Consider the following 12,274-nt stretch of genomic DNA (forward strand, 5'->3'; position numbering starts at 1 on the left):
CAATATACCCCATTAAATTTTATATAATTTCATCAGTCAACTCGATACGACTTAGTACATAGTACATTCTCTCAGAGATTCTATTTTTTAACTTAGTTGTTTTCTAGATTGAGCCTGAATCCATAAATTAAATAGTAAAACGATAATCAATAATATTGTCGCGATTACCATAATATTATGCAACCCTTCATACATAATCTGTCGCATTGCTGGTAATAATTTTTCAGGAAGACTTGAAACACGCTTCGAATCACTTAGCTTGTTTAACATCTCCATCGTAATTTTACCATGAGACTGATTAACTCCTTTTAACAACGCACTGTTAAGGATAACCCCATAAATTGATGACATAAATGTTTGGCTTAAAATACGTAATAAGTAGGCAAATGAAGTTGCGATTGGGACATCTCGACCCTCCGCATCCTCTTGAACACTCAGTTGTAGGACATTAAAACACATTCCTAAACCGAACCCTTCAAAAGCACCCATTAGTAATAAATACCAGAATGGGACTGTCACACCTACAACTAACATCCCAGCAAACGAAATAATAAAGCTAATGGTTCCGATTGTAATAATCCGGTATTTCCCCAATCGAGGAATCATTGATGGACCGGACAACGAACCAAATAAATTAGTCATTGCACCAGGAATTTGTGTTGCCCCACCAATCAATGCACTCATTCCAAGTATTCCTTGTGCCCACATTGGAATATAGATGTTAAATGAGATAAATGCTCCCCATAAAAAGGCAAATATGATAAAATCAACAATCAGTTTCTTATTTTTAAATAATCGATTGGGAATAATCGGATCAACGGCCCTATCCTCAACTCTATACAAAATACCGAGTAAGATAATTCCAGCAATAATTAACCCAACGACTAAATTAATTGACCCAACACCAATCATTTGAATACCTGTTAATAAGGTCACTAAGCTGACAATCATCATTCCAGCACCCAAGTAATCGATATTCCCCTTTTGACGTTTTTTAACTTCTTCTTTGAAGAAAAATTGGATTGAAATAATTGATATTAATGCTATTGGTACATTGATATAGAAGACCCAATGCCAACTAAACGTATCAACGATCCAGCCACCAACTAAAGGTCCAATAATTGATGCAATACTGTAACTAGCTGTTGCATAACCAATAACTTGTGAGCGTTTCTTAATATTTTTATAAATATCAGCATAAATAATAAACGGAATTGTATTCATCCCACCTGCACCAATACCCATAACTACTCTAGCAACTAAGAAAAAGACAATATTACTTGATGTTGCTTGAAAAACCGCACCGATTGCAAATAAAAAAGTTGCTAACTGATATGCACCACGGTTACCAATTCGTTCGCCTAATTTACTCCAAAGAGGTGTGGCAACTGCCATCCCCAACAAGAAAACTGCAACAATCCATCCCATATATTGGATACCATGCAAATCACTGACGATTGATGGTAATGCAGTATTAATAATCGTTCCATCAAGACCTGCCATTGCGTTAGATAACAGCAATGCAATAGTCACGATGATTAAATTCTTTTTATTCATAAATTCTCCCTCTTATACGACTAAATTTAAAATTACTTATTTTTATCATCCACCTTTAAGCAAGCTCTAGGTCAAGGGAAAATATGAAAATCTACTGATATCCTAAAATTACGTTACTTAAAGTATTGAAAGGTCCTTATTTATGATAGGGGCTCCCTGCATTAATCATAAATCCACGGTAAACTTGTTCAGTCAAAATCATCCGCATTAATTGATGCGGTAAGGTAAATTTACCAAACGAGATTTGTGTGTCGGCGCGTCTTAAAACGTCCTCGCTTAGTCCTAATGACCCCCCAATAACGAAGGTTATGTCTGAATGCCCATAAGTTCCAAGATCAGCAATCTCTTTAGCAAAATCTTCCGACGTACGTTCCTTACCTAAAATGGCTAAAGCATAAACATACTCTTTTTCTTTAATCTTACTAAGGATACGTTCGCCCTCTTTACCTTTAACATCAATCATTTCTGCTGAACTTAATTTTTCCGGTGCCTTTTCATCATTTACTTCAATAATTTCAAATTTACAAAACTTACTTAACCGTTTTGCATACTCTTCAATTCCTTGTTTGAGATATTTTTCTTTTAATTTACCTACACCAATAATCTTAATGTTCATAATTTCCACCTTTTTCACAAGTTATACACAAAGTTACGCACATATCCACAATTTGGACCACAACATATTGCGGGGAATATGTGTTCGTCACTACATTTATTTGTTGCCCATTTGTCAACACCATATTAGTTATGCACAGATTTTGCGTTATTTATCATTCCTTAATTATACGCTTTACACATTGGTATAACAGTCTTTTTTTATTTTAAAATATCAAATAAATAAAAGTTAGTCACAGGCCATTCAATTAATTGTGCATAACTATTTTGTTTAGAAAGTCCCTTCATACTGCCCTTTCCCTCTGTTACTCACACCCACCTTAATATCTATCCACTTAGTTATACACAATATCTATTTAAAATAAAAAAATAATCGTAAATTAAGTTATTTACGATTATTTCATATTTGTTTATTGAGCTGATGATGCTGATTTACTTGTTGAGCTTGTTCCTGTATTTGCATCTGTTGCTTCTAAGGTTAATTTGATATTAGCCTGTTTCAACTTACCATCATGATAGAATTCAACAGCCACTGTATCACCAATTTTATGTTCATATAAAACTTCTCGTAAGCTTGAGATATCAGTAACTTTCTTATCACCTAGCTTAACGATAACATCATATTTACCTATACCAGCATTTTTAGCAGGTGAATCACTATTTATTTTAACAGCAACAATCCCTGAAGAAACACTTTTTGGTAATTTTAAGACACTCTTTTGATCACTTGCTGAGACGTAATCTAAATCGATTAATGAAATACCAATTGCAGGACGTTTAACTTTTCCATTATCAACTAATTGATTAATGATTGATACAACCTCATTACTTGGAATAGCAAATCCCATTCCTTCGACAGAAGTTGATGATGAACTAGAACTAGTAGAGCCTGTTGCTGTACTTGCTAGTTTCATCGAATTAATACCGATAACTTGGCCAGAAGTATTAATTAAAGCCCCACCTGAGTTTCCAGGATTAATGGCAGCGTCAGTTTGAATAACTGTTGCTTGGCCCGTTTTAACACCCGAATCATTGGTAACATCAATCGTACGTTTCTTAGCTGATATGATTCCTTGCGTTAATGATGTCGCATAATCAGATCCAAGTGGAGAACCGATAGCCAATGCTGTTTCACCAACAGTGATACTATCAGAATCACCAAATGTGGCGATTTGAGTCACATCTTTAGCTGATATTTTTAAAACAGCTAAATCAGTAATTGAATCTTTACCAACAATTTTGGCACTTAATTTTTTACCATTACTCAATAAAACTTCAACTTTACTTGCACCAGAGATAACATGATTATTAGTTACGACATAAGCACTACCATCTGATTTTTTATAAATGACACCAGAACCTTCACTTGATGCTGTTTCTGTTGTCGCAGAGGAATCGCCTGCTGCACCAAACATATCCGTTAAGCTGTTACTTGAACCACTTGACTTTGTATATGAAATAACTGAAACAACCGCATTTTTAACTTTAGCAAATGCTTTTGATGATTCATTACTTGATTTAACACTTACATTTGTTACTTTAGTTGTACCTGATTTATTTGAGGATGTTGTAACTGCGCCATTATCACTATCATTATTTTGGTAAAATGTATATCCACCAAATGCAATTCCGCCACCAACTAATCCTGCAATAAGCGCTGTAACAACTGTTTTACCTAAGCCTGTTCTATTTTCATTTGACATTTTTATATACGCGACACATTTGTCGCTGCCCCCTTAAACGTAATCTTTTACTCTTTTAAGAATAACGGTTAATTGTGAACTATTTATGAATAAATTTTGAAAAAATTGTTCTTATAAAACAACCAGCTTTGTAGCATTTTCCGGATCTGTATCGAAAATGTTAAAATCACCACCAACTGCTAAATCATGTTCTTTCATCGTTGATTCAACCGTTAGATGGGCTAATTCTTTCATATTATTATCCTTACTAAGATGGCCTAAAAAAATTCGTTTTGTCCGATTACCCATAACATTCATAAGTGCATCAGCACCATCCTCATTTGATAAATGACCTTTATCACCTAAAATGCGCTGTTTTAATGACCATGGATAGCCGCCCATCCGTAACATTTCAATATCATGGTTACACTCAAACAAGTAAGCATCTGCATCGGAAATTGTCCCTTGAACGTTCTCTGAGACATAACCTGTATCCGTTAAAATAACAAATGACTTATTGTTATGATGAAATTGGTAGAATTGCGGTGCCGCTGCATCATGAGAGACACCAAAACTCTCAACATCTAAGTCGTCGAATGTAATTACTTTCCCCATCTCAAAAATTTGCTTCTTCTCAACGGGAATTTTACCAATCGTATGAGCCATGGCTTCCCATGTTAATTCATTTGCATAAACGTTCATGTCATACTTACGGGCTAAAATACCAGCAGCCTTTGCATGATCCGTATGTTCATGTGTTACAAATAACGTGTCGACATCGTTAATATCTCGACCAATATCTGTCATTAGGCTCGCAATTTTTTTACCACTTAAACCAGCATCTACAAGGACCTTGTGCTTAGGCGTTTCAATATACGTGACATTTCCCGCACTACCGCTTGCAAGAACACTAATCTTCATATCGTCTGTTCCTTCATCCATTACTTGCCTGCGCCTCTATCCTTTTAATCTTCATTTAATTTAAAATATCAGTGCTATCCTTCATAATCGCTCCTGAAAATGAATTAACTTGCTTGTATTGTGTCACACCATTACTTGGATTCTTAACAGCTACTATCCAAACTGGAATATAGACGCTATATTTTTTATCCAAACTGAGCAACTCAGCATATCCTAACTTAGACCATTTAACCTTACTTTTACTTGCAAATTGATTATATTGATACAATATCAGTATTGCTTGTTGTTGACTAATAATTGACTCATTTTCACGTAATTTTTCTGTATTTGCCATATACGTTTGTGAATAGCCACTAATTTTATTATTTTGAATTGTAAATTTAATTAGTCCAACATTTGAGTAAACCATTTTATCGTAAACAACCTGCGAATACACGACACTTGTCTCTGTTGAAAGACTACTGTTATAGCGATAATTATCTCCATGTAGAATTAAAGTATTATCACTCATAATTGTCTTATCAATTGTTTTATTTGGACTTTCACTATCTGTGATATTAATTGGTGTCCCAAAAATACTAGATAATTTATTGTCTTTATATGTTGTAACTTGGGATTGCAGCTGTTTAGCATCATTCTTTAATACATCAGATGCTTTATTAGACATATATACACCAGTCTCTTTTTTATTTGAGATACTGCCGTATTTAATGTCATCTTCTCGCATCTCTTTAAGCGTTGTACCGGTTTTTGTTGTCCCAGGTGATGATCGACTCGAAATTTCAATTTGTTGATTTTGTCGTAATGAGGTGAATAAAAAGATATTTAAACCAAGAAAAACAATAATAAAAATAATTTGAATTCGTCTAAAATCCAATTAATTCACCTCCCTAATCTGTTTGTAGTAATTCAGTATAACTTTTCCATTTATCTTGATATCGGATATACCAAGTGGGTTCTAGGTTGACTACCAAATCTGAATCAGAACTTGATACCCAACGATAACCTAATTGAATATCTGAAATATCCGCATCTTTATACCCTGCCGTAACCAAGCTACTTAACACTTCTTCTGTACTTGGTAACGTAACATCTGCTTTTCCAGATGGAACAGCAATTTGTAACGTCAATAATGAAAAATCAATTTTATTTCCACCATTATCTAGTCGCTCAACTTCAATCACACCGTGTTTGGTTTGATTAAAAATCGGAAATCCTTCAATATAACTTCTGAATGTTGTTGTCATAGACTTACCATTAAATTGGTAGAAGTGAATATTATCTAATCCGATACCTGTATTTTTAATACTCGTATAACTTTCAGTTAAAGCATTACCACGACTCGTTTTTTGTTTCGCATCTGAATTTTCATCATCTTCATATGAAACCAAATTTGTCGTATTTTGAACCGTTAATTGTCGATCAGAACCATCATAGTAAGTTATTGTCTTTTTACTTTCTTTAACGTTGACCGATGAACCATCTTTTTGTCCTAATAGATTAGCAACATACTTACTAGCCGTTTGCTTATCCACTAAATACCTAAAACGAGCTATATTAAAATCTTGATTATAATACATAAAAATATCATTATTATGCAGTTTAAATGTAACTGATAATTTCGATAACGTTTCATTTTGTACAACATCATCAATTGTTTTACCTTTATTATAGGCATCATTTAACGAAATCTCATAAATTTTTTTATCCTTGTCACTCAACAGATAAATACTTTTCTTATTATCACGCGGAATAAGAACACGGTTAATAAGTCGTGTTTTATAATTTTGATTTTGCTGATTAAATACTTGATTAAATAACCCAACCGTAATTTCATCTGAGTAACTAAGAACCAATTGATTTTTTGCATTTAAAAACGTTAAATAATCATTTTTATTTTTAATCGGAACTTCTGATATAGACGTTTCTTTCCAAGTACGTATCTTTTTTTGAATATTTGAAATGATATTAATTTTTTCACTATATAAAACATTTTGTTGCTGATTATCATTATAAATAACAGACGTTGGTGCATATACTTCGCTCAATTTAGTACTCTTTGTTAACTCTGTCTGCGTTGAATTTGTAGCTTTCGTCGATTCACTTTTACCATTCCATGTCGGATTTGTCCAAATGACCCATGATAAACCGATACTTGTCATAATTAATAAAAATAATAGTGTTGGTAAAATAAATCTATTCAATTTCATCCCACAGGTCCTCCTCATATGATTCATAAGGCAATGAAATATAGAATGTTGAACCCTTGCCTTCCGAGCTATCTAACCAAATTTTACCTTTATGCATTTCGACAACCTCTTTTGAGATAGCTAGGCCTAATCCAGTTCCACCTTGAGCTCTCGATCTAGCTTTATCCACACGGAAAAAGCGATCAAAAATATGCGCTAAATCTTTTTTAGGTACACCAAGGCCCTCATCAGAGATACTCAAAATAACGTGCTTATGTGTCTCCAATAAACGACAAGTTATTTCTCCACCATCAGGTGAATATTTAATGGCATTATTCATAATATTATCAATGACTTGCACAATTTTATCAGTATCTAATTCAACCCATAAATCACGTTTAGTAAAATCACGTTTAATCGAATACTTTTTGCCTGACCCATCGTCAGCATTAATCATCATATCGAATCTATCCAGAACATAACTATACAGTTCATTCAAGTTAACTAATTCAAGTTCTAACTTAGATGTTCCTGAATCCATTCGTGACAAATTTAGTAAGTCATTAATCATACGCATCATACGTTCTGTTTCATTCTGTGTAACTTTCAAGAAACCTGGTGCAACTTCTGGATCTTTCCATGCACCATCGTTTAATGCCTCAATATAACTCTTCATACTCGTCAAAGGCGTTCTTAATTCATGAGAAACATTAGAAACAAAGCTTTCACGTTCACGTTCTATCTTTTGTTGTTCTGTGACATCATGAAGTACACAGACAAGACCACTAATAAAGCCAGATTCTCTTTGTATTAATGAAAAATAAGCATTCAAAATTTGTTCATGTTCTACATCAGATAAATCAATCATAATTTCATCTTGATTTTCTAACAAATCACGTAAAGTATACTGACTACGTAAATCAAGAATATCCAAAATTGATACTCCTATTGAGTCATTTTCATTTTGATCTAATAAGGTAGAGGCCGCTTCATTCATAATGATAATATTTCCGCGACGATCCGTCGCAATTACACCATCTGTCATGTGCGATAGAACACTATCTAAACGACGACGTTCAGCTTCAGATGATTCTTGTGCCTCTTCAACACGAACAGATAAGTTATTAACCGCATCTGCTAATTGTCCTAGTTCATCATTAGAATAGACACGAACTTTTCCGGAGTAATCTCCGCGAGAAATTCGAATCGTTTGCTTTTTCATCTCATCAATCGGACGAGTTATTGCCCGGGAAATAACTATCGTTATCAAAAGGACTAAAACAGCTGCAAAAAATGACGCGGTCACGAAAATAACCGTGATATCGTTAATATTTGAGTATAAGCTTTCCAGATTGGCCTTAACGTATGTAACCCCAACTGTCGTTGTTACATTTCCTGCTGTACTAACTAGTGGCACAATTGAAACATAGTAGCGCTTATCGCTAGATTCATCATAAATCTTCTTTTCAAATGTTTTAGGTGTATATAACACTTGCTTAATTGTTGCATCTGTCGTTTTTTGTCCCACAACAGTTTGATTATTAAAATCACTACTCCCGCGAATTGTGCCCTTACTATCAATCACTCGAATTTCTGTGATACTTGAATTACTAACATCTTCCAATATTTTTTTGATATCTCTATCACCAGCAGCTGTATCTGTTTTTGCTAAATCCTTCGTAATCGAATTAGTAACATATATAGGTAACTGGACTTGTTGCTTAAAGGTATCTAAGTTTTGCTGTTCTAATTGCCTAACAAAATAAGCCCCGACAATTTCCAACGTTATTAAAATTAATAACGCAAAAATGAGGGCTATTTTAAATTGAATAGATTTAAAAAAACGAATTTTTTGATTCATTTTCATCGTTATTCCCCTACTCTATTCTAAATCTGGATTTTTCATATAGTATCCAACACCACGACGTGTTACCAACCACTCTGGATGGCTTGGATTATCTTCAACTTTTTCTCTTAAACGACGCATTGTAACATCAACCGTTCTGACATCACCGAAGTAATCATAACCCCATACCGTCTGTAGTAAATGTTCTCTAGTCATAACTTGTCCTAGATGTTGTGCTAAATAATGTAATAATTCAAATTCACGATGTGTTAATTCAATTTTTTCATCATATTTTGAAACCATATATGCTTCAGGATGAATGGTTAATTGTCCAACTTGTATTTCACTATTTTGTGGTTGTTCTTCTGTTTGAACACTCTCAATTGTTTTTTGTCTTCTTAAATTAGCTTTAACTCTGGCCACTAGTTCACGGTTAGAGAAAGGTTTTGTTACATAATCATCTGCACCTAATTCTAGACCTAAGACCTTATCGATTTCTCCATCTTTAGCTGTAACCATAATGATTGGCATATCGTAAGTTTTTCTAACTTGACGAGCAACTTCTAAACCATCCACTTTTGGTAACATTAAATCTAATAAAATTAAATCCGGTTCAACTTCTTTAACTTTTTCTAAGGCTTCTTCACCATCGTAAGCTGTATAAACGTCGTATCCTTCTTTAGTTAAATTAAATTTAACGATATCAGAAATTGGTTTTTCATCGTCGACAACTAATATTTTTTTCATATGTGGATCCTCCTTATAGGAAGCTGTAAAATTAAATCTAGATACAACTTCTTAACCCTCCATTATTATAGCCTATTCAATCATCATTGCCAAACACAGTGATTAAATTTACCCAAATCCTTTTTCGAAAAGTTATTGTCTTTTATTAGTATATATGATAATATATTTAACGTTGATGAATTATTATTAATGGTTTGGGTGGTTAGCTCAGTTGGTAGAGCAACGGACTCTTAATCCGTGGGTCTAGGGTTCGAGCCCCTAACCACCCATGGGTGCCAAACCCAACATATCGCAAGATATGTTGAAGCATCTAGCTGCGGCTAGGTGCTTTTTTTGTGTTCTCATTTACTTATTGATGTTTCACGTGAAACAAAAAAAGAGAAACCCTATCGGATTTCTCTTAACTAGATTTAAATCTTATTATTTGTTCAACGCTATTTAACCCGGTCATCATCTTTATTTACTACCTGAGAGGTCGTTTTTTTAACGGCATCTACCCCATCTGTTGTTTTTTCTTTAATAGTACTACCTGCATCAGATACACGATCTTGTAAACTTGTTTGTGAATCATCAAATTCTTTTGGTGTTTGAATGTCTACTACTTCAACATTCAACTCAATTAAAGCTAAATCTGTTGTTTCCTTTACTTGTTTATTAATAACTTCCGTTAACTGTTTATAAATATCATGTGCATTGTGCCCATATGCCATAATAATATTTAAATCAACCGCAACTTGTTCCTTGCCAACCTCAACGCCGATGCCATCTGTTGGATTATCACTATTTACAAGTTTATTTTTAATATTTGCGACAAATCCACCATCCACACCCAAGAGACCAGATACATTTTCAATTGCATAACCGACTATTTTTTGAATAACCTTGTCATCAAATGTCAATGTCCCCTTTGGTTCAGTCTTTGTTCCCTGCGTATTTGTTTTTTCTGTAGTCATAATTAAGACTCCTTTCGATTTTTAAAATAATCAATTTTTCCGCGTGAAAATTTTTGAAATAAATGACAGATCAATATCATATTCTTTAAATAGATAACCAATCCATCCTGCTAACAGTGTCACAATCATAATGATAATCGTCTTCCAAAATCCTACAGTTACAAGTAACGAGGATATGATAAATCCTAGAGCACTACCAACTCCAATATTAATTGACATTTTATCTTTCATTTATGCACACTCCCTCTTAAACTACCCGTGTAACTTTACGTTTTGAATTTGATTTTTTACTTACCTTAATATCTACTTTGATAGGAATATGACTAGATCCAGCTAATAGATCATTGAGATTCTCAGTTAATTCACTCGTAATACGAGGTAATTGTCCAACTGTAGACTGTTGGTAAACTGAATCTGCAACAATATGGATCTTTCGCTGACGTCGTGTATTCTTCAACGTAACTTTAATATTAGATAAGTCTTCACTAGACAACTTTGTCTTGATAAATTGGCTAATACCCTGGTTACTTAAAGCAAGTCTTCCTTCTTTAGTTTGCTTCAAAGGAATATCTGGTAGTTGCGCAGGCCACAAAAGTATTAACAAAAATATGAAGACTGTTAATAGCAATAACACAATCCCATAATAGAAGATAAAATCGTTACTCTGAAAATTTGTACTAACGTTAAAATGTTCAAGCATTTTAGTTATTTTCTCAATTATTTCTGGCCAAATCAGCAAGCTAAGCCCAATCAAGTATCCGAGGCTGACTATACTCAGAATAATTTTTTTACTCTTCTTCATAAACATACCTCTCTCTTGACTTGATTTACTTCCTTGCTTTTATACCAAATATAGCTGAAACAATTAAAACTAAAATTATCGCACCAATGATAGAAGGGATAATTGCCATTCCTGCCAAGCTAGGTCCCCAATGACCAAGGACACTTTGACCAAGAGCTGACCCAACTAGTCCAGCGATGATGTTACTTATCCATCCCATCGACTCACCGCGATTAGTAATCGCCCCTGCAACAGCACCAATAATAGCACCTACAATTAATGACCAAATCATAATATGTTCCTCCTTTGTTTATATTAAATAGTTATTTATTATATTAACTATTCGTTATATGTAATATACCATTATTTGAAATCGCTTGCAAATGAAACGATTTTATTACGCTCAATCTATGAAACTTAATGAATCTCTTTCCCAGGTACTTAAACTTATATACACCAAAAAATAAAGATAAATAACTATCTTTGTTTTCCTCGTTGCTTAATTAATCACATAAAGTTAAACAAAATAAGATCTATGAATATCTGAGTGAATAAGATGAACTGATAGGTACTATACTCACAAGATAAGCCTATTATTTATCTAACTTCGGCTAATAAAAAGAAATAAAAAAAACTCGCACTGCTTATTGTAAGCAGTGCGAGAACCCAATGAAATTACTATTTCTTTTTACGTTTGTCCATAACTTCATCTATTTTTTCTGCAACATCATCTTTGACATCTTCTAATTTATCTTTCGCTTTACCAAGGAAACCTTCCGCTTTACCTTTAACTTCTTCTTGCTTGTCTCCTGTCAATTTACCTTTAGTTTCTGTTACTTTACCCTTAATTTGATCTTTCTTTGCATCTAATCTATCTTCATTTGTCATCATGTTTCCTCCTCATAATATATTTGTCTACATACCGATAGTAACATCCAAAGAAAGCGTATGCAACATATTCGACTTATCAAATATATAAGTTA

13 protein-coding genes and 1 tRNA gene are annotated in these 12,274 nt (G+C 33.6%); 1 reads left to right on the forward strand and 13 read right to left on the reverse strand.

The genetic code is table 11. The features are described from left to right. Positions 1–87: 87 nt before the first annotated feature. The 8 genes from AC1RPQ_RS00230 to yycF form a co-directional block, all read right to left on the reverse strand. On the reverse strand, positions 88–1,557 hold the full coding sequence (locus tag AC1RPQ_RS00230) for an MFS transporter (RefSeq protein ID WP_409021866.1): 1,470 nt from the start codon (positions 1,555–1,557) through the stop codon (positions 88–90). Between the two features lie 136 nt (positions 1,558–1,693). Next, a complete protein-coding gene (rlmH, locus tag AC1RPQ_RS00235; RefSeq protein ID WP_481761097.1) occupies positions 1,694–2,173 on the reverse strand; it encodes a 23S rRNA (pseudouridine(1915)-N(3))-methyltransferase RlmH in 480 nt (159 codons plus the stop codon). A gap of 409 nt (positions 2,174–2,582) precedes the next feature. Beyond that, complete coding sequence (locus tag AC1RPQ_RS00240; protein WP_481761096.1) at positions 2,583–3,875, reverse strand: S1C family serine protease; 1,293 nt, start codon at positions 3,873–3,875, stop codon at positions 2,583–2,585. A 111-nt stretch (positions 3,876–3,986) separates the two neighbouring features. Beyond that, on the reverse strand, positions 3,987–4,796 hold the full coding sequence (locus AC1RPQ_RS00245; RefSeq protein WP_481761095.1) for an MBL fold metallo-hydrolase: 810 nt from the start codon (positions 4,794–4,796) through the stop codon (positions 3,987–3,989). Between the two features lie 34 nt (positions 4,797–4,830). Then, on the reverse strand, positions 4,831–5,652 hold the full coding sequence (locus AC1RPQ_RS00250) for a two-component system regulatory protein YycI (RefSeq protein WP_481761094.1): 822 nt from the start codon (positions 5,650–5,652) through the stop codon (positions 4,831–4,833). A gap of 13 nt (positions 5,653–5,665) precedes the next feature. Beyond that, positions 5,666–6,985, reverse strand: a complete 1,320-nt coding sequence (locus AC1RPQ_RS00255) for a YycH family regulatory protein (protein ID WP_481761093.1) — start codon at positions 6,983–6,985, stop codon at positions 5,666–5,668. Next, on the reverse strand, positions 6,972–8,825 hold the full coding sequence (gene walK, locus AC1RPQ_RS00260) for a cell wall metabolism sensor histidine kinase WalK (protein WP_481761148.1): 1,854 nt from the start codon (positions 8,823–8,825) through the stop codon (positions 6,972–6,974). The genes AC1RPQ_RS00255 and walK overlap by 14 nt, the downstream gene beginning before the upstream one ends. Before the next feature lie 21 nt (positions 8,826–8,846). Continuing rightward, entirely contained in the window at positions 8,847–9,557 is a 711-nt protein-coding gene (gene yycF / locus AC1RPQ_RS00265) for a response regulator YycF (RefSeq protein WP_409021860.1), read from the reverse strand. 196 nt (positions 9,558–9,753) lie between these two features. Here yycF and AC1RPQ_RS00270 point away from each other — a divergent pair. Continuing rightward, positions 9,754–9,826 (forward strand) — tRNA-Lys (locus AC1RPQ_RS00270). Between the two features lie 165 nt (positions 9,827–9,991). On the opposite strand, the gene AC1RPQ_RS00275 is transcribed toward AC1RPQ_RS00270, so the two are convergent. The 5 genes from AC1RPQ_RS00275 to AC1RPQ_RS00295 all read right to left on the reverse strand — a co-directional run bounded on the left by AC1RPQ_RS00275 (position 9,992) and on the right by AC1RPQ_RS00295 (position 12,179). Then, a complete protein-coding gene (locus AC1RPQ_RS00275; RefSeq protein ID WP_481761092.1) occupies positions 9,992–10,510 on the reverse strand; it encodes an Asp23/Gls24 family envelope stress response protein in 519 nt (172 codons plus the stop codon). Positions 10,511–10,540: 30 nt separating this feature from the next. After that, on the reverse strand, positions 10,541–10,741 hold the full coding sequence (locus tag AC1RPQ_RS00280) for a DUF2273 domain-containing protein (protein ID WP_409021858.1): 201 nt from the start codon (positions 10,739–10,741) through the stop codon (positions 10,541–10,543). 16 nt (positions 10,742–10,757) lie between these two features. Beyond that, positions 10,758–11,312, reverse strand: a complete 555-nt coding sequence (gene amaP, locus AC1RPQ_RS00285; RefSeq protein ID WP_481761091.1) for an alkaline shock response membrane anchor protein AmaP — start codon at positions 11,310–11,312, stop codon at positions 10,758–10,760. 25 nt (positions 11,313–11,337) lie between these two features. Then, complete coding sequence (locus tag AC1RPQ_RS00290) at positions 11,338–11,583, reverse strand: GlsB/YeaQ/YmgE family stress response membrane protein (RefSeq protein ID WP_409021856.1); 246 nt, start codon at positions 11,581–11,583, stop codon at positions 11,338–11,340. A gap of 386 nt (positions 11,584–11,969) precedes the next feature. Next, positions 11,970–12,179: a CsbD family protein gene (locus AC1RPQ_RS00295; RefSeq protein WP_409022828.1), complete on the reverse strand. Its 210-nt coding sequence runs from the start codon at positions 12,177–12,179 to the stop codon at positions 11,970–11,972. Positions 12,180–12,274 lie beyond the last annotated feature (95 nt).

The sequence above is a fragment of the Dellaglioa sp. CoH-57-MRSF-21 genome, assembly GCF_056781915.1.

Bases quoted from the DNA above. Each gene is read 5' to 3' on its own strand.
- amaP (WP_481761091.1), bottom strand. From the start codon at position 11,312: ATGAAGAAGAGTAAAAAAATTATTCTGAGTATAGTCAGCCTCGGATAC.
- rlmH (WP_481761097.1), bottom strand. From the start codon at position 2,173: ATGAACATTAAGATTATTGGTGTAGGTAAATTAAAAGAAAAATATCTC.
- AC1RPQ_RS00245 (WP_481761095.1), bottom strand. From the start codon at position 4,796: ATGGATGAAGGAACAGACGATATGAAGATTAGTGTTCTTGCAAGCGGT.
- AC1RPQ_RS00255 (WP_481761093.1), bottom strand. From the start codon at position 6,985: ATGAAATTGAATAGATTTATTTTACCAACACTATTATTTTTATTAATT.
- AC1RPQ_RS00240 (WP_481761096.1), bottom strand. From the start codon at position 3,875: ATGTCAAATGAAAATAGAACAGGCTTAGGTAAAACAGTTGTTACAGCG.
- AC1RPQ_RS00230 (WP_409021866.1), bottom strand. From the start codon at position 1,557: ATGAATAAAAAGAATTTAATCATCGTGACTATTGCATTGCTGTTATCT.
- AC1RPQ_RS00275 (WP_481761092.1), bottom strand. From the start codon at position 10,510: ATGACTACAGAAAAAACAAATACGCAGGGAACAAAGACTGAACCAAAG.
- AC1RPQ_RS00280 (WP_409021858.1), bottom strand. From the start codon at position 10,741: ATGAAAGATAAAATGTCAATTAATATTGGAGTTGGTAGTGCTCTAGGA.
- walK (WP_481761148.1), bottom strand. From the start codon at position 8,825: ATGAATCAAAAAATTCGTTTTTTTAAATCTATTCAATTTAAAATAGCC.
- AC1RPQ_RS00290 (WP_409021856.1), bottom strand. From the start codon at position 11,583: ATGATTTGGTCATTAATTGTAGGTGCTATTATTGGTGCTGTTGCAGGG.
- AC1RPQ_RS00295 (WP_409022828.1), bottom strand. From the start codon at position 12,179: ATGACAAATGAAGATAGATTAGATGCAAAGAAAGATCAAATTAAGGGT.
- yycF (WP_409021860.1), bottom strand. From the start codon at position 9,557: ATGAAAAAAATATTAGTTGTCGACGATGAAAAACCAATTTCTGATATC.